17 protein-coding genes are annotated in these 15,727 nt (G+C 67.5%); 13 read left to right on the forward strand and 4 right to left on the reverse strand.

Annotated elements, in window-relative coordinates:
- The first annotated feature begins 47 nt into the window (after positions 1 to 47).
- The 5 genes from OXS27_RS09605 to OXS27_RS09625 all read left to right on the forward strand — a co-directional run bounded on the left by OXS27_RS09605 (position 48) and on the right by OXS27_RS09625 (position 4,915).
- Positions 48 to 1,169 carry a branched-chain amino acid ABC transporter substrate-binding protein gene (locus OXS27_RS09605; RefSeq protein ID WP_267355802.1) on the forward strand — a complete coding sequence of 374 codons (1,122 nt, stop codon included), beginning with the start codon at positions 48 to 50 and terminating at the stop codon, positions 1,167 to 1,169.
- A 397-nt stretch (positions 1,170 to 1,566) separates the two neighbouring features.
- The gene (locus tag OXS27_RS09610; RefSeq protein WP_243920395.1) at positions 1,567 to 2,490 is read left to right on the forward strand and encodes an amino acid ABC transporter substrate-binding protein; all 924 of its coding nucleotides are present in this window, start codon (positions 1,567 to 1,569) and stop codon (positions 2,488 to 2,490) included.
- A gap of 78 nt (positions 2,491 to 2,568) precedes the next feature.
- Entirely contained in the window at positions 2,569 to 3,291 is a 723-nt protein-coding gene (locus OXS27_RS09615) for an amino acid ABC transporter permease (RefSeq protein ID WP_267355804.1), read from the forward strand.
- A gap of 51 nt (positions 3,292 to 3,342) precedes the next feature.
- Entirely contained in the window at positions 3,343 to 4,035 is a 693-nt protein-coding gene (locus tag OXS27_RS09620; protein ID WP_243920397.1) for an ABC transporter permease subunit, read from the forward strand.
- 151 nt (positions 4,036 to 4,186) lie between these two features.
- Entirely contained in the window at positions 4,187 to 4,915 is a 729-nt protein-coding gene (locus tag OXS27_RS09625) for an amino acid ABC transporter ATP-binding protein (RefSeq protein WP_243920616.1), read from the forward strand.
- A gap of 133 nt (positions 4,916 to 5,048) precedes the next feature.
- Here the strand turns inward: OXS27_RS09625 and OXS27_RS09630 are convergent, their stop codons facing one another.
- A complete protein-coding gene (locus OXS27_RS09630) occupies positions 5,049 to 6,068 on the reverse strand; it encodes a gamma carbonic anhydrase family protein (protein ID WP_243920398.1) in 1,020 nt (339 codons plus the stop codon).
- A gap of 143 nt (positions 6,069 to 6,211) precedes the next feature.
- Here OXS27_RS09630 and OXS27_RS09635 point away from each other — a divergent pair, with 143 nt between their 5' ends.
- On the forward strand, positions 6,212 to 6,679 hold the full coding sequence (locus OXS27_RS09635; RefSeq protein ID WP_243920400.1) for a molybdenum cofactor biosynthesis protein MoaE: 468 nt from the start codon (positions 6,212 to 6,214) through the stop codon (positions 6,677 to 6,679).
- Between the two features lie 6 nt (positions 6,680 to 6,685).
- Here the strand turns inward: OXS27_RS09635 and OXS27_RS09640 are convergent, their stop codons facing one another.
- Positions 6,686 to 6,835, reverse strand: coding sequence for a hypothetical protein (locus OXS27_RS09640; RefSeq protein ID WP_243920402.1), 150 nt, complete (start codon positions 6,833 to 6,835; stop codon positions 6,686 to 6,688).
- A gap of 204 nt (positions 6,836 to 7,039) precedes the next feature.
- Here OXS27_RS09640 and OXS27_RS09645 point away from each other — a divergent pair, with 204 nt between their 5' ends.
- Positions 7,040 to 8,185: an AI-2E family transporter gene (locus OXS27_RS09645; RefSeq protein WP_267355807.1), complete on the forward strand. Its 1,146-nt coding sequence runs from the start codon at positions 7,040 to 7,042 to the stop codon at positions 8,183 to 8,185.
- Positions 8,186 to 8,326: 141 nt separating this feature from the next.
- On the opposite strand, the gene OXS27_RS09650 is transcribed toward OXS27_RS09645, so the two are convergent.
- Entirely contained in the window at positions 8,327 to 9,556 is a 1,230-nt protein-coding gene (locus OXS27_RS09650) for an amidase (RefSeq protein WP_267355809.1), read from the reverse strand.
- 91 nt (positions 9,557 to 9,647) lie between these two features.
- Here OXS27_RS09650 and OXS27_RS09655 point away from each other — a divergent pair, with 91 nt between their 5' ends.
- The 6 genes from OXS27_RS09655 (at position 9,648) to OXS27_RS09680 (ending at position 14,943) form a co-directional block, all read left to right on the forward strand.
- Positions 9,648 to 10,655, forward strand: a complete 1,008-nt coding sequence (locus tag OXS27_RS09655) for an extensin family protein (protein ID WP_243920406.1) — start codon at positions 9,648 to 9,650, stop codon at positions 10,653 to 10,655.
- A gap of 170 nt (positions 10,656 to 10,825) precedes the next feature.
- Positions 10,826 to 11,287: a hypothetical protein gene (locus OXS27_RS09660; protein ID WP_243920408.1), complete on the forward strand. Its 462-nt coding sequence runs from the start codon at positions 10,826 to 10,828 to the stop codon at positions 11,285 to 11,287.
- A 2-nt stretch (positions 11,288 to 11,289) separates the two neighbouring features.
- Complete coding sequence (locus OXS27_RS09665; RefSeq protein WP_267355812.1) at positions 11,290 to 11,952, forward strand: ribonuclease T2; 663 nt, start codon at positions 11,290 to 11,292, stop codon at positions 11,950 to 11,952.
- A gap of 57 nt (positions 11,953 to 12,009) precedes the next feature.
- On the forward strand, positions 12,010 to 12,858 hold the full coding sequence (gene rlmJ / locus OXS27_RS09670; RefSeq protein ID WP_267355814.1) for a 23S rRNA (adenine(2030)-N(6))-methyltransferase RlmJ: 849 nt from the start codon (positions 12,010 to 12,012) through the stop codon (positions 12,856 to 12,858).
- 223 nt (positions 12,859 to 13,081) lie between these two features.
- Positions 13,082 to 14,359, forward strand: a complete 1,278-nt coding sequence (locus tag OXS27_RS09675) for a porin (protein WP_267355816.1) — start codon at positions 13,082 to 13,084, stop codon at positions 14,357 to 14,359.
- A gap of 275 nt (positions 14,360 to 14,634) precedes the next feature.
- Complete coding sequence (locus OXS27_RS09680) at positions 14,635 to 14,943, forward strand: hypothetical protein (RefSeq protein WP_267355818.1); 309 nt, start codon at positions 14,635 to 14,637, stop codon at positions 14,941 to 14,943.
- 128 nt (positions 14,944 to 15,071) lie between these two features.
- Here the strand turns inward: OXS27_RS09680 and OXS27_RS09685 are convergent, their stop codons facing one another.
- Positions 15,072 to 15,617 (reverse strand): GNAT family N-acetyltransferase, encoded by a 546-nt coding sequence (locus OXS27_RS09685; RefSeq protein WP_267355993.1) that lies wholly within the window; start codon positions 15,615 to 15,617, stop codon positions 15,072 to 15,074.
- Positions 15,618 to 15,727 lie beyond the last annotated feature (110 nt).

Consider the following 15,727-nt stretch of genomic DNA (forward strand, 5'->3'; position numbering starts at 1 on the left):
GCGGCCGGATCCGCACGTGCGGTCCTGACGATAAGGGGAAGTACGCGATGAGATCGATTCTGCTGGCCGGGCTCGCCCTCGGCGCCATGATGGCCGGAACGCAGGCCGCCGAGGTCAAGCTCGGCATCGCTGCGCCGATCACCGGCAACAGCGCTGCCATCGGTGCGCAGCTCAAGAACGGCGCGAGCCAAGCGGTGGAGGACCTGAACAAGGCCGGCACCCTGAAGGGCACGACGCTGACCGTGACTGTGGGCGACGACGCCTCTGACCCGAAGCAGGGCGTCTCGGTTGCCAACAAGTTCGCCAGCGACGGCGTGAAGGTGGTGGTCGGCGACTACAATTCCGGCGTGTCGATCCCGGCCTCCGACGTCTATCTCGACGCCGGCATCATTCAGGTCACCCCCGCCTCCACGAACGTGAAGTTCACCGAGCGCGGCATGTGGAACACGTTCCGCACCTGCGGCCGCGACGACCAGCAGGGCGCGGTGGCCGGCACCTATCTGGCCGACCACTTCAAGGGCAAGAAGATCGCCTTCGTTCACGACAAGACCCCCTACGGCAAGGGTCTGGCCGACGAGACCCTTAAGGCGCTCAAGGCCAAGGGCGGCAAGGACGTGATGTACGAGGGCATCAACCCGGGCGAGAAGGATTATTCCGCCCTCGTCTCGAAGCTGAAGTCGGCCAATGTCGATGTCGTCTATTACGGTGGCTATTACACCGAGGCCGGCCTGATGCTGCGCCAGATGCGCGATCAGGGCCTCAAGGCGCCGATGATGGGCGGCGACGGCATGGTCGACCGCGAACTCGTGGCGATCGCCGGCCCCGCGGCCGAGGGCACGCTGACGACCTTCCCGCCGGATGCCCGCAAGAACCCGAACGCCAAGGCCGCGCTCGCTGCCTTCAAGGCCAAGAACATCGATCCCGAGGGCTATACCCTCTACTCCTATGCGGCCGTTCAGGTGCTGGCCAAGGCGATGGCCGAGACCGGATCCAGCGACGGCAAGAAGCTCGCCGAGTGGCTGCACCAGGGCAAGGCCGTCGAGACCGTGGTCGGCCCGATCGCGTACGACAAGAAGGGCGACATCACACGGCCCGACTACGTCATGTACGAGTGGAAGAAGGGCGCTGACGGCAAGATCGACTACACGGGTAACGAGTTGACCAAGTAAGACCGGACGGTTCTTTGATCCCGTAAGTCAGCCCGACGCCGCTCCGCATCCTATCTGTGGGGCGGCGTCGTCGTTTGAGATGCGGTGCATTCGTCAGTCTTGATGGCGGATACGCCGTCGAGCCCCCGTGCGTACGCCTAAGAAGTGTGCATGATGCCGCTGGCACGAGCGGCAGGCCGGCTCGACGTCTTGGAGGCGTTCATGAGGGGGGTAGGTATCGCGTCTGCGCGTATGCATACGAGCGTGGCCGCGCCCTATCCGCATTCAGCCGCGTTCGCGCGCGGCGACTCGATCCTCCTCCCGGCACCATCATTGCAAAGGCGTCGCCCGAGCGGGCGGGCCTGTAGGCTCAGCCGCCTGCCGACACCGTTCGGCCCGATCCAGGAGTTCCGTACCGATGCAGTCTGATATCGCTCGCCGCGGCGTTGCCGCGGCGCTGGGTCTGACCCTCGCCCTCGCCCCCATGAGTCTCCGGGCGCAGGAGCTGACCGGCACCCTCAAGAAGGTCAAGGATTCCAACGCCATCGTCATCGGCTACCGCGACGCGTCCGTGCCGTTCTCGTATCTCGGCGGCGACCAGAAGCCGGTCGGCTACGCGCTCGAGATCTGCAACAAGATCGCCGACGCCGTGAAGACCAAGCTCAACCTCCCGAACCTCGAGGTGAAGCTCAACCCGGTCACCTCCGCCACCCGCATCCCGCTGATGGCGAACGGCACGATCGACTTGGAGTGCGGCTCGACCACCAACAATGCCGAGCGCGAGAAGCAGGTGTGGTTCACCAACTCGCACTTCCTGACCGCCACGCGCTACGTCTCGAAGAAGTCGGCCAACCTGCACACGATCGAGGACCTGAAGGGCAAGACCGTCGTGTCGACCTCGGGCACCACGAACATCAAGCAGATCAACGAGGCCAACACGGAGCGTAAGCTCGGCCTGACGATCCTGCCGGCCAAGGACCATGCCGAGGCGTTCCTAATGGTCGAGACCGGCCGCGCCGCCGCCTTCGTGATGGACGACGTGCTGCTCGCCTCGCTCGCCGCGTCCTCCAAGGACCCGTCAGCCTACGAGATCTCCACCGAGGCCCTGTCGAAGCCTGAGCCCTACGGCATCATGCTGCGCAAGGACGACACGGAGTTCAAGAAGGTCGCGGACGACGCCACCGCCAAGCTCTACACGAGCCCCGAGGGCAAGGCGCTCTACGACACGTGGTTCACGAAGCCGATCCCGCCGCGCAACATCAACCTCAACCTGCCGATGAGCGCGGAGATGAAGAAGCAGTTCACGACGCCGATCTCGAGCCCCGATCCGGCGGCCTACTGAGATCCAGCGATACGATGATGCGCACCGCGGGCAAAGGCCTGCGATGCGCCTCTGTAAGTTCACAGTAGAAGCGGCGCGATGAACTATAACTGGAACTGGCGAATCTTCTTCGATGCCTCGCCGGAGGGCAATGGTACCTACCTCGACATGCTCTTGTCGGGGCTCCTGTGGACGATCGCCACCGCGCTCTGCTCGTGGATTATCGCGTTCTTCCTCGGGTCGCTGGTCGGCGTGCTGCGCACCCTGCCGTCGAAGCCCGCCAACGCGATCGGCACGGCCTATGTCGAGCTGTTCCGCAACATCCCGCTGCTGGTGCAGATGTTCCTCTGGTACTTCGTAATGCCGGAGGTTGTGCCGACACGGATCGGTGACGCGATCAAGCAATTGCCGGACGCGCCATTCTACACCGCGGTGGTGTGCCTCGGCTTCTTCACCGCCTCGCGGGTGGCCGAGCAGGTCCGGGCCGGCATCCAGGCGCTGCCGCGGGGCCAGCGGATGGCCGGCACCGCCATGGGCTTCACCACCTATCAGACCTACCGCTACGTGCTGCTGCCCAACGCCTACCGGATCATCCTGCCGCCGATGACCTCGGAGTTCCTCAACAACCTGAAGAACACGTCGGTGGCGCTGACCATCGGTCTCTTGGAGCTGACCGCGCGAGCCCGCTCGATGCAGGAATTCTCCTTCCAGGTGTTCGAGGCGTTCACGGCGGCCACGATCCTCTACGTGATCATCAACCTCGTGGTCGTCACGGCGGCGACCTTCCTGGAGAAGGCGGTCACCATCCCCGGCCAGCGCTGAGGATAGCCCGCACCCGACCACCCGCCCGACGGCCACCGCGAACAGGCGCCGATGCTCTCGAATTTCGACTTCTCCGTCATCGTCTCCTCCCTGCCCTACCTGTTCGGGCAGGGCATGGTCTTCACCGTGACGCTCACCGCCATGGCGGCCGTCGGTGGCGTGATCATCGGCACCTTGCTGGCCATGGCCCGGCTCTCGGGCGTGCCGGGACTCACCCAGGTCGCGAAGGGCTATGTCGAGCTGTGCCGCTCGCTGCCGCTGGTGCTGGTGATCTTCTGGTTTTACTTCCTGGTGCCGTATATCGGCGCCTATCTGACCGGGGGCTCGACCCCGATCCAGGTTGGCGCCTTCCCGTCGGCGCTGATCACCTTCATGGCCTTCGAGGCAGCCTATTTCTCGGAGATCATGCGGGCGGGCATCCAATCGATCCCCAAGGGTCAGACCGCTGCTGCGCAGGCCTTGGGGATGAATTACTGGCAGACCATGGGCAACGTCGTCCTACCCCAGGCTTTCCGCAACATGCTACCGCTGCTGCTGACCCAGACCATCGTGCTGTTCCAGGACACCTCGCTGGTCTACGTGCTGTCGCTCACGGATTTCATGGGCGCCGCCTCGAAGGTGGCCCAGCGCGACGGCCGCCTCGTCGAGATGTATATTTTTGCGGCGGTCGTTTACTTTGCGATCTGCTTCTCGGCCTCGTTCCTGGTGCGCCGCCTGCAGCGCCGCGTGGCCATCATCCGCTGACCGACACTGGAGACTGCCTATGACCTCGTCCCCGATGCCGGCTCCACACGCCACAGAACCCGCCGCCGAGGCCGCCTACGCGCCGACGGATGCGGGCCTCCAGCCCGGCCACCTGATCTCCGGCGCCCCCGCGGCGGCGCCCGGCGAGACGATGATTTCCATCGACAACATCAGCAAATGGTACGGCGACTTCCAGGTGCTGACCAATTGCACCACTAAGGTCGCCAAGGGCGAGGTCGTGGTGGTCTGCGGGCCCTCGGGCTCGGGCAAGTCGACCCTGATCAAATGCGTCAACGCCCTGGAGCCCTTTCAGAAGGGCCAGGTCACGGTGGCGGGTACCAAGGTGGTCGACAAGGCGACCAACCTGCCCAAGCTCCGCTCGCGGGTCGGCATGGTGTTCCAGCATTTCGAGCTGTTTCCGCACCTGTCGATCACCGACAACCTGACCATTGCTCAGCGCAAGGTGCTCGGCCGCAGCGCCGAGGACGCCAAGAAGCGCGGGCTGGATCTGCTCGCCCGGGTCGGCCTCGGCGCGCACGCCACCAAGTTCCCGGGGCAGCTCTCGGGCGGCCAGCAGCAGCGGGTGGCCATCGCTCGGGCGCTCGCCATGAACCCGGTGGTGATGCTGTTCGATGAGCCGACCTCGGCGCTCGACCCCGAGATGGTCGGCGAGGTGCTCGACGTGATGGTGGAACTTGCCAAGGAAGGCATGACCATGATGGTCGTGACCCACGAGATGGGCTTCGCCCGCAAGGTCGCCGACCGGGTGATCTTCATGGATCGCGGCGAGATCGTCGAAGACGCGAGGAAGGAAGACTTTTTCGGCAGCCCCCGGTCGGAGCGGGCACAGACCTTCCTGTCGAAGATCCTGCAGCACTGATTGAGACACGTGACGCGTAGGATCCCGAACGCTCCAACATCCTGATCTTTCAGAGCAAAGCTTAGGGCTCTAGCGAGGGAGGCTGTCCGCATCTCAGGATGCGGTCGAGGGTGGGAGAAGCGAAGCGCGGTTGCTAACCCAACGCCTCCTGAGCCACCCGGTATTCCCGCCCGTGCCGGCAATAGCCCTCGACGATTCGGATCATCGTGGCGCGCTTCTCGGCGTCGAGGGGCGCGAGGATCCGCGCCGGGCGGCCCCCCCAGAGATAGCCGGCCTCCAGGATCTGGCCGGGATCCGTGGTGGCGCCGGCGGCCAGCATCACATCGTCGGCGATCAGAGTGCCGGGCGCGATCGCCGCGCCAATTCCGATGAGCGAGCGGGCGCCGATCCGGCAGTCGGCGATCCGCACGTTGTGGGCGATCGTCGTGTCGCGCCCAATCACCACGCCCTCTCCGCGGGTCCGTATGAGGGTGTTGTCCTGAATGTTGGTGTCGGCGCCGATCACGATCGGCCCGGCCTCGGCGTTGAGGTCGCAGCAGAACAGCACGCTCGATCCCGCGCCCAAGCTCACCCGCCCGCGCACGGTCGCGGTGCGGGCCACGAACACGCTGGCCTCGACCTCGGGTGGATCTCCGGCGGGCGGCGTGGATCCTTCGCCCATCCGTTCGCGCAGGCGCTCGGCACGCTCGGCGACGTCTTCGAGTGTCACCGGCTGCTTCGGCCGCGCCGGGCTGCCCGCGTAGGCGAAGCCGCCGGTCAGCTGCGCTCTCGGGAAGACGGTGGAGCCCGCCTCGATCACCACGCCGTCGCCGATCTCCGCCCCGTCGAGGATCACAACGTCGTCCTCGATCACGACATCGGAGCCGACCGTGCAGGCATGCACGACGCTGTTGCGCCCGACGGTGACCCGGTCGCCGACCTGCGTGCCCCGCGCCTGGGTGGCGATGTGGACGGTGGAGCGCGGTCCGAGCCAGAATCGCTCGCCCAGGATGACGCTCTGCCCGTCCGCGCGGATGACGGCGTCGTCACCGATCCAGGACTGGGCGCCGATGCGGGCCGCGCCGATCACGGTGCTGCCGCGGCCGCACCAGACGGGCCGGCTCGCGAAGTCCGGCAGGACGCCTTCGTAGGGCAGGATGAGCTCGGGGGTCACGTGGATATCCTTCTCCACCGCCGGCCCGGGGCAAAGCACCCCGGCGCCGGCAGGGCGCGGTAGACCGTGTCATATAGAGGCATCGACCGGTGTGACAGGCAGAGGGCTGGCCGGAGCCGTCCCAGACCCCTATGGACCGAAGCATGAGCGCGCCCGTCCCGAGCATCGCCATCCAGGCCGAGCCCTTCGATACCGCGGCCGAGATCGCCCGCATCACCGCCGATCTCGGGGGTCGAGCCGGCGCCGTCGTCACCTTCTCTGGCTTGTGCCGGGACGAGGACGGCCGCCTGGCGGCGCTTGAACTCGAACATTACCCCGGCATGGCCGAGGCGGAGTTGGCTCGCGTCGCCGCGGAGGCGTCGTCGCGCTGGCCGCTCCAGGCCGTGCGGATGATCCACCGCTACGGGCGTGTGCGCCCGGGCGATGGAATCGTTCTGGTGATCACGGTCTCGAGCCACCGGATCGCCGCCTTCGAGGCGGCGAGCTTCCTGATGGATTATCTCAAGACCCGCGCGCCGTTCTGGAAGCGCGAGCACCTCGCAGACGGCACCACCGGCGCCTGGGTCGAGGCGACCGCGCAGGACGACGCCGCGGCCGGGCGCTGGGGCTGAGCCGGCCTACACGATCAGCGCGTTGAGCAGCACGGCCAGGATGCCCCCGGCGATGGCGATGCCCATCAGGACCACGCTGCTGAGCTGATCGGCGGAATCGACCGTGTGGCCAGGGCCGAGGGAACGGATCTGCGTCTCGCCATAATGATCGCTCATCGCGTGTTTCCTGCTTGTGCCCCCGCCGGAATCGGTTGGGCGGCCGCAACCAACGCGCGAACGACCTTTCGGTCCCCGGTCTCGGGATGCCCGCGTCGGTCATCAGCACGGAAACGCGCGTTCGCGAATCGCACATACCGCGCCGCGCGCACTTGACCCCGGGTGGTACCGCGGCGTTCGTGGAGCCGCACTGCGGGAGCGATGATGTTGGACAGGAAGCTTCAGGACGTCGAGGGCCCGGCCAGGCCGTGGCGCGGTGCGGCGCCGCTCGCCGCCTCGGGTATTGCGGTCGTCTGCTTCGCGGCGGCGCTTGCGCTGGCCTGGATGTCGGTGGGGACGCTGCTGCTGATTTTCGCCGGCGTGCTGTTAGGCGTCTTCCTCGACGGTCTGACGCGCGGGCTCGGCCATGTCGTGCCCCTGCCCCGGGGTTTGCGGCTGACCATCGCCAGTCTCGCCGTCGCGATCGCGGTTCTGGCCTTCGGATCCTACGGCGGCGCCACGATCGTGCAGCAGGGACGCGACCTGGGCACCACGATCAAGGATCAAGCCGGAACGGTGACCAGCTGGCTCTCCGCGCGCGGCATCGATGTGCCGTCTTTCGCGCCACAGGGCGGCGGCAAGGACGGCTCGACCGAATCCGGCCAGCGAGAGGGCGGGCTCGGCGGTCTCGCCAACGGCCTCCTGAAGGGAAGCGGCTCGATCGTCTCGGATGCCGGCAGCGTGCTGGGACCGGCGGCCGCGGTGATCCTCGGGCTGTTCGACGCGCTGGGCAATGTCCTGGTGATCGCCTTCCTGGGGCTCGCCTTCGCGGCCGACCCGAAAGCCTACCGGGACGGCGTCGTGCGCTTCGTGCCGCCACAGAAGCGCTGGCGGGCCAGCCAGGTCCTCGACGGGGCGGGCGAGACCCTGCGGCACTGGCTGTTCGGCCAGCTGATCATCATGGCGGTGATCTTCCTGTGCACTTGGGCGGGGCTGGCGTTCCTCGGGATCGGCGGTGCGCTGATCCTCGGCCTCCAGGCCGGCCTGCTCGCCTTCGTGCCCACAGTCGGACCGCTGGTCGCGGGGCTCGTGATCGTGCTCGCCGCCCTGGCTTCCGGCACCAAGGCGGTGATCGGTGCGATCGGCGTCTACCTCGCCGTGCAGTGCCTGGAGAGCTACGGCCTGACGCCGTTCATCCAGAAGCGCGCCCTCGACATCCCCCCAGCCACGATCTTCGCCGGGCAGCTGATCCTCGGCGTGATCTTCGGCCTCTGGGGCATCGCCCTGGCCCTGCCGCTGATGGCGGTGATCAAGGTGCTGCTGGAGCAGCTCTACGTCGAGGACACCCTCCACGAGCAGCCGAGCACGTAAACTTCTGGTTTCGAAAGGTCCGTGACCTTTCGCGGGTGCAGGGTAGAGCCTTGCTGGGTTCGGGCGAAGCCCGATCGTCTGGGCTCCACCCCGACACCCCGCCGAAGGGCTCAGCCCTTCGGGAACCCTTGGTATGCCGTGCTAGCGCAGGGCGTCCTCGAGCATCCGGGCCACGGCCAGGGCGCGCCCGTCGTCGCCGAAGCGGCCGATGACCTGGACGCCGATCGGAAGCCGGTCGCCCGGTACCGGTACGTTCACGCAGGGCACGCCCATCAGCGTCCAGAGCTGGTTGAAGCGCGGATCGCCGGTCGCGGCGAGCGTCGCGGGGGCCGGTCCCGGCGCCGAGAAGGTCAGGATCGCGTCGTAATTCGCGAACAGGTCCTTCAGCACCCTTCGGGCCCGGTGGGCATGGCGGCGGGCATCGTCATACGCGGCTGGCGCGATCGCGGCGCCGGCATCGAGATGCGCCCGGACGAGCGGCGGGAGGGCTTCGGCCTGTGTGTCGTACTCCCAGGCCAGCGCCAGCCGACCTTCGTAGTTCTGGATGATCCGATGGCGCTCCCAGGCCTCGCCTAGCTCCGGCGGCAGAGCAAGGTCGATGACGTGCGCGCCGGCGCGCTCGGCCGCCTGTCGGGCCCGCGCCAGGGCGGCCTCGGCCTCCGGCTCCGGCGGTTCGGCGAAATCCTGTCGGACGAGGCCGATGCGGGGCGCGGATCCCGTCTCCGCCCCCTCGATCTGTGGTCGGCCGGTCACCAGCGCCAGGGCGTGCGCGACATCCGCGACGCCGGCAGCGAACAGGCCGACCGTATCGAGCGCCCAGGAATAGGTCTTGACCCCCACGGTCGGGATCAGCCGGAACGAGGGCTTCACCGCCGCGCAGCCGCAATAGCTCGCGGGCCGGATCACCGAACCCGCCGTCTGGGTGCCCAGCGCCAGCGGCAGCAGCCCGGCGCCGACCGCCGCAGCCGACCCAGCCGAGGATCCCCCGGGCGTGTGGCCGGGATCGTGCGGGTTGACGGTTTCCGTCGGATCGCTGCTGGCGAAGGCCGTGGTGGTGGTCTTGGCAAGCGCCACCGCGCCGAGGCCTTTCAGCCGTGCCACCACGGCGGAATCCCCCCGCGGGTGCCAGCCCTGGTAGATCGGCGAGCCCATCTGGGTCGGCAGGCCGGCGCTGTCGATGATGTCCTTCACGCCCACCGCGATCCCGGCGAGCGGCCCTGTCTCCGGGACCGTGGGTGCCGCGTCGAGGGTGACGAAGGCGCGCAATTCCGGATCCCGGGCAGCGATCGCCGCCCGGCAGAGATCGATCGCGCCCGCGGGCGTCAGGGTGCCGGCAGCGATGCGGGCGCGGAGATCGAGGAGCGAGAGCATTTTGTATTCAGTGCTCTGGACGGGGCCTCTGTCAACTCAGTCAAGGGTCCCGGCATTCGGGAAACGGCGTTGACGAACGCTTTACGGGACCATGCGCATCGTCCGTGTCATGTGGCGTGGCGTATCCCTGATTTCGGCCCTGGCGCTGTTCGGCGCAGGGCTCACCGCGTGCTCGATCAATCATTTCGAGCGGCGCGAGCCGTGGCGCGACCAGGCGGAGCAGGTCTGCCTGGCCAAGAAGCTGGTGGAGCCCACCGAGTTCATCACGCCGGTGGCGGCGATGGACGGTCCGGGTCCCTGCGGCATGCAGCAGCCGTTCCGGGTGACGCGGCTCGGCGGCGGCTCCGTGCTGATGAAGCAGCGCATGACCCTTGGATGCCCGGCGCTCGCCGAGGCCGAAGCTTGGCTCGCCGACACGATCCAGCCCGCCGCCAACCTGTATTTCGGCGTGCCGGTGGCCGAGATCAACGCGGGCTCCTACTCCTGCCGAGGCCGCAACAATCAGCCCGGGGCGAAGCTTTCCGAGCACGGGTTCGGCAACGCCATCGACGTCATGTCGGTCAAGCTCGCCGACGGCCACGTGATCACCGTCAAGGGCGGGTGGCGCGGTACGGAGGCCGAGCAGGCCTTCCTGCGCGAAATTTTTCTGGGCGCCTGCCAGCGCTTCTCGACGGTGCTGGCGCCTGGCTCGAACGTGTTCCACTACGACCACATCCACGTGGACCTCGCCCGGCACGACCCGCGGGGCCTGAGGCGGATCTGCCAGCCCCTGATCAAGTTCACGCCGCAGCTCGGCACGGGCGCCGAACGGCCCCTGTCGCGCCCGGTGCCGCCGCCGCACCAGCCCGCCGCCCCGCAGGCCCCGGTGGATATCGAGGAGGACGATCCCTACGGCGTCGCGCCGATGTCGAAAGCGGCAAGCCCGACGCAGGTCGCCCGCGCTCCGGCACGCCTGCCGGCGGCGACGGCCTACACGTCGGCGCCGCCGGTCCGATCCGCGCCCCGTGTCGCAACCGCCGCTCCGGAGGAGCCCACAGGGGCCTACGACGAGCCGCTCCAGCTCGGGGCGCCGTCGCCCGGCACCGGGCCGATCTACTGAGGCGGCTTCTTGCTGCACGGGGGATCGTCGGCATAGCCGTCGACTCACTGTAGCGGCGACGCCGCACCGCCCGTCAAAAGGGCTTTTCTGGCGCAGCCAGAGCTTGACTGGCGGGCCTGCCGAGTCATCGTCCTGGGATGCAGGACCGTACATCCGCCGAGGCTCGCGCCATGCGTTCGATCCGTCACGGCCTCGCCCTCGGGCTGGCCCTCATCGCGCTGGCGCAGCCGGCGCTCGCCCGCTCGGCGCGCGAAGATATCGAGCCCGCCGAGGAGCGGGTCTTCCCATTCGATGCGCAGATCCCAGCCTGTCAGGATCCCTCGGTGCTGGAGCGGGTCTCGACCAACTTCGCCGAGAAGGAGGCGAAGTTCTGGAACTCGTCGATGACGATCCTGTCGTTCGACACGATCGAGCGCACCGCGTGGCGGCCCTGGGGGCTGGACACCTATCCGCGCCGGTTCTGCACCGCGACCGTGACGACGTCCGACGGTATGCGCCGCAAGGTCGATTACTCCGTGCGCGAGAGCCTCGGCATCATCGGCGCAACCTGGGGCGTCGAGTTCTGCGTCCACGGGCTGGACCGCGAACTTGCCTACGCCTACGCCACCGCCTGCCGGATGGCGCGTCCCTGACCATGCGGGGGCTCGCAGCCTGCCTCGCCGGCCTGCTGATCGCCGGGCCGGCCCTCGCTCAGGATTACGGCGGCTTCGCCCGACGTGGCAGCCCCGGCGAATTCGACTTCTACGTGCTGGCCCTGTCGTGGTCCCCGACCTACTGCGCGGGCACCGGCGAGCGCCGGGACGACGTCCAGTGCGCGCCGGGCCGCGGGCTCGGCTTCGTAGTCCACGGGTTGTGGCCGCAATACAGCCGAGGCTACCCCGAGAACTGTTCCGCCGTGTTGCGCGCACCGACCCGACAGGCGATCGAGGTGGCCGGGCAGGTCTATCCGAGCGAGGGCCTTGCCCGCTACGAGTGGCGCAAGCACGGGACCTGCTCGGGCCTCGATCCGGCGGCCTATTTCGCCGCCGCCCGGGACGCGCGGCTGGCCGTGACGATCCCGGATGGCCTCAAGGGCGGTGGCCCGTCGCAGACGCTGGCGCCGATGGAGATCGCCCGCCAGTTCGTCGCCGCCAATCGCGGGCTGCGCCCCGACATGATGGCGGTCGCCTGCACCCGGGGGCAGTTGCAGGAGGTGCGGATCTGCTTCGGCAAGGATCTTAAGGGGTTCACCTCCTGCCCCGAGGTCGCCCGCAGCAATTGCCGTGCGCCTGAAATCTCCCTCGACGCCGCACGCTGACTTTTTTCGACCGCAGGCGCTGGACCCGGGCCGCCGGATCCGCTTCACCGCGACCTCATGAATTATCGGCACGCCTTCCACGCCGGCAACCATGCCGACGTGCTCAAGCATCTCGTCCTGGCGCGGGTGCTCGATCATCTGCGCCTCAAGGACAAGCCGTTCCGGGCGCTCGACGCCTTCGCGGGGCTCGGCGTCTACGACCTCACGGCCGACGAGGCATCCCGCACCGGCGAGTGGCGGGACGGCTGGGGCCGCATGGAAGAGCCCTTTCCGCCCGCCGTCGAGGCACTGCTCGCGCCCTATCGGGCCGCGGTGGCGGCGGTGCAGGCGCGCCACGGCGCAACCGCCTATCCCGGCTCGCCCGCCGTGATCCGCGAGGCCCTGAGGCCCGGCGACAAGGGTGTGTTCGTCGAACTGCATCCGGCCGATGCCGCGACCCTGCGGGCGCGCTACGAGCGCGATCCGCGCACGAAGGTGATGAGCCTTGACGGCTGGACCGCGGTCAACGCCCAGATCCCGCCCCCCGAGCGGCGCGGTCTCGTGCTGATCGACCCGCCCTACGAGGTGCCCGGCGAAATCGAACGGCTCGGTTCCCACGTCGCCCGGGCAGTGGCGAAGTGGCCGACCGGCGTGTTCCTGGCGTGGTACCCGATCAAGGATGCGGCCGCCCTCGATCGCATGGTCGGCGAGCTCGATGCCGCCCTGCCCCGCCCGGCGCTCCGCCTCGACCTGCTGATCGACCGGCCGGACGATCCGACCCGACTCACCGGCAGCGGCTTGATCGTCGTCAATCCGCCTTGGCGCCTCGCCGAAGAGGCTCTGCTGTTCCTGCCAGCGCTCGCCGAACGTCTGGCTCGACAGGACTTCGGAGGGTTTCGCTGTGATTCGATCGGCGCGCGGAGCTGAAGCCGCAGAATTCGCGCGACTTTTATGAGGTGCTGATCCGGGCCCGCAGGCTAAGGGACCTGCCGATCCCGTTTTTGTTGCGTCAAAGACACATTTGAGCGGTATCGGTCCGCCGCGATGTTGAAATGCTCAAAAAATATGCAACTGCCGTATGTTTGATTTTGTGTCATTTGCTGGTCGATGTCAGCTTGACCGTAGACGAACCACAACGAGCGGCGACATCATGCTGACCCGACCCACCCTGTCCGGCCTTGCCGCTGTCCTGCTGTCCTCGACCAGTCTCCTGGCGGCCGATCTAGCTGCGCCGGCTCCCGTGCCCGTGGCGCCCCCGGCCGAGCCATGCAAGGCGACGCTCCTCGGCCCGACCTACGGCGGCGTGATCAAGGCGAACCCGAACCCGACCTGTTTCGCCGCGGGCCCGCTGGGCGACCTCTATGTCGGCGGCGCCGTGACGGGTTACGGCTACACGCAGACCAATCCGTTCAAGTCGTTCGCGACGCCGGCGGCGCCCGATGATCGCGATCGCTCCGCGCGGTTCGACTTCTCGAACATCCAGGGCGTCATCCAGAAGCCTGAGGGCGCGTTCCAGTTCTACATCCAGGCCGGCGGCTACTCGATCCCGCAGCTCGGCTTCCCGACCCTCGGCACCTTCACGCAGACCGACCTGCTGTTCGGCCCGGTCCCGGTCGCCTTCGGCAAGATCCAGATCAACGACGAGTGGTCGATCCAGGGCGGCCGGCTGTTCACCTTGATTGGCAGCGAGTTACTGTTCACCTACCAGAACCTGAACATCAACCGCGGCCTCCTGTTCGTGCAGGAGAACTTCATCAACCAGGGCGTTCAGGTGAACTACAGCAGCGGCCCGCTCTCGGTGTCGCTGGCCGGGACGGATGGGTTCTTCTCCAACGAGATCACGTGGTTCACCGGAAACGTCGCCTACAAGCTCGACGACTACAACACGATCGGCGTGAACGGCGGCCTCAACCTCGGCCGGACGAACTCCTTCGCCCGGAGCGCGCGCTACCAGTTCGCGACGCCCGGCTTCCAGCAGAACAGCGGCATCTTCGACATCAACTACACCTACGCGAATGGTCCGTGGATCATCTCGCCGTACTTCCAGTTCACCAACGTCGAGCGCGATCCGCGCGTGGGCATCAACGCCTCCGCGTCGACCTACGGCGGCGCCCTGCTGGCGGCCTACTCGTTCACCGACAACTTTTCTCTGGCGGGCCGCGTCGAATACACGGAGCAGACCGGCGTGCGGGGCGGATCGACCCCGAACCTCCTGGGCTTCGGCGCGGGCAGCAACGCCTTCTCGGTGACCGTGACGCCGACCTTCACGTTCGACCGGTACTTCTTCCGGGTCGAGTACGCGCATGTCGAACTCGGCAACATCACCCGCGGCAACCTCGCGGAGGGGAGCCTGGGCACCGGCTTCGGCCGGACCGGCAACCGCACCTCCCAGGACCGCTACATGGTCGAGACCGGCATCACCTTCTGATCCGCGACGTAGACCGGCCGCTTCGGCGGCCGCAAGAAGCCCCCGTTCACGAGACGGGGGCTTTTTTAATTTAATATGTTCTGTTTTCCGCCTGTGGCTACCAATACGCGGCGTATTTCATCCATATTATCGTAGATTATGAGATGTATTTCATCCGGTATTGCATTTTCGTGCTTAGTAAGAAAAACGATGTGTGGATGATCACTTGAACGCCCATGCCGATGTCATGTACTTATCCTCGCTGTCGGGCTGCGGCCGGATCAGGAAACTTGGAGATGTTCGTGATGGAGGCTTTGTCCGCCACCCTTTGGAGCTTGGCTGTGCCGGGCATGACGCCGAAGGCGCTGCGCGCGGCCGTCCGCGAAAAGCATCCCGAGGCTTCGAAGAAGGATATCGTGCGCGCGGCCTTCTATGCGCTGATCGAGGCGCGGTCTCAGGACAACCAGACCGTAGACGCGCTCCACCAGTTCGCTCTGGCCGAGCGGATACCGTCCGACGAGCCGCCCATGACGATCGGCAAGCGGCGGAAGAACAAGCAGCGCCGGGCCGTCGAATCAGCCGTCGCCGAGGCCGCCGCGGCTTGAGCAGCCCGCACATCGAAGCGCCCGGTCTTGTGACCGTGTGCGAGAGCCGTGCTTGATCGCGTACGGCTCTCAGTTCCCGATGTGACGCGCTCTCCGCCGTACCGATGGCCGCGTCGTTGCAGAGCGGTCTAGGTCCGCCGGAGCAGCCGCCGGCCTGGCCGATGGCCCTCCTCACCCGTGTCGCGGAAGCCGAGTTTCTCCAGAAGCCCCCAGGACGCGACGTTGGCGGGGCGGCATTCCGCCACGATGGTGCGACTCGGAAAGCGTCTCACGAGGAGGTCGATGATCGCCGAGACCGCCTCGAACGCGAAGCCGCGTCCGCGCGCGGCGCCGCCGATCCAGTAGCCGATCTCGATCACCCCGGCGCCGCGCAGATGCGTGCCGACGACGCCGACAAGGTCACCCCCGACGGACCCCGTTGCGGAGTCTGTTCCGCGCATCCAGGCTCCCAGGAAGCGGTCCTGTCCCCGCCGCCCGCTCAGGATCAGATCCTGGGCGTCCTGCAGGGTGAAGGGCGTCGGCAGAAAATCCACCGCCGCGGTGATCGCCGGATCGTCCGTGAGCCGGCGCACGGCGTCGGCATCCTCAGGCTGCAGCGCCACGATCGACAGGCGTGAAGTGTCGATCCCGGGCAGGTCGCTGAGGGTGGCGCGGGCGGCGCGGATGGTAAACATCCCACCGAGATGGGGTGCCGGACGGTGCAGAAAAGGCACGGTCAGGCCCCCCGCGATCATCCTGAAATGGGCCACGAATACAGCGCCGCCCTTGGTAAGAGGCACGCAGT

It is taken from the genome of Methylobacterium sp. GC_Met_3 (assembly GCF_026540775.1).
Classification (GTDB): Bacteria; Pseudomonadota; Alphaproteobacteria; order Rhizobiales; family Beijerinckiaceae; genus Methylobacterium.

What these genes read in the sequence shown, in the direction of transcription:
- OXS27_RS09640 (WP_243920402.1), bottom strand. Translation starts at nt 6,835, where the DNA reads ATGAGCGATCATTATGGCGAGACGCAGATCCGTTCCCTCGGCCCTGGC.
- OXS27_RS09605 (WP_267355802.1), top strand. Translation starts at nt 48, where the DNA reads ATGAGATCGATTCTGCTGGCCGGGCTCGCCCTCGGCGCCATGATGGCC.
- OXS27_RS09655 (WP_243920406.1), top strand. Translation starts at nt 9,648, where the DNA reads ATGCGCATCGTCCGTGTCATGTGGCGTGGCGTATCCCTGATTTCGGCC.
- OXS27_RS09620 (WP_243920397.1), top strand. Translation starts at nt 3,343, where the DNA reads ATGCTCTCGAATTTCGACTTCTCCGTCATCGTCTCCTCCCTGCCCTAC.
- OXS27_RS09635 (WP_243920400.1), top strand. Translation starts at nt 6,212, where the DNA reads ATGAGCGCGCCCGTCCCGAGCATCGCCATCCAGGCCGAGCCCTTCGAT.
- OXS27_RS09615 (WP_267355804.1), top strand. Translation starts at nt 2,569, where the DNA reads ATGAACTATAACTGGAACTGGCGAATCTTCTTCGATGCCTCGCCGGAG.
- OXS27_RS09660 (WP_243920408.1), top strand. Translation starts at nt 10,826, where the DNA reads ATGCGTTCGATCCGTCACGGCCTCGCCCTCGGGCTGGCCCTCATCGCG.
- OXS27_RS09650 (WP_267355809.1), bottom strand. Translation starts at nt 9,556, where the DNA reads ATGCTCTCGCTCCTCGATCTCCGCGCCCGCATCGCTGCCGGCACCCTG.
- OXS27_RS09665 (WP_267355812.1), top strand. Translation starts at nt 11,290, where the DNA reads ATGCGGGGGCTCGCAGCCTGCCTCGCCGGCCTGCTGATCGCCGGGCCG.
- rlmJ (WP_267355814.1), top strand. Translation starts at nt 12,010, where the DNA reads ATGAATTATCGGCACGCCTTCCACGCCGGCAACCATGCCGACGTGCTC.
- OXS27_RS09685 (WP_267355993.1), bottom strand. Translation starts at nt 15,617, where the DNA reads ATGTTTACCATCCGCGCCGCCCGCGCCACCCTCAGCGACCTGCCCGGG.
- OXS27_RS09625 (WP_243920616.1), top strand. Translation starts at nt 4,187, where the DNA reads ATGATTTCCATCGACAACATCAGCAAATGGTACGGCGACTTCCAGGTG.
- OXS27_RS09645 (WP_267355807.1), top strand. Translation starts at nt 7,040, where the DNA reads ATGTTGGACAGGAAGCTTCAGGACGTCGAGGGCCCGGCCAGGCCGTGG.
- OXS27_RS09680 (WP_267355818.1), top strand. Translation starts at nt 14,635, where the DNA reads ATGTTCGTGATGGAGGCTTTGTCCGCCACCCTTTGGAGCTTGGCTGTG.
- OXS27_RS09675 (WP_267355816.1), top strand. Translation starts at nt 13,082, where the DNA reads ATGCTGACCCGACCCACCCTGTCCGGCCTTGCCGCTGTCCTGCTGTCC.
- OXS27_RS09610 (WP_243920395.1), top strand. Translation starts at nt 1,567, where the DNA reads ATGCAGTCTGATATCGCTCGCCGCGGCGTTGCCGCGGCGCTGGGTCTG.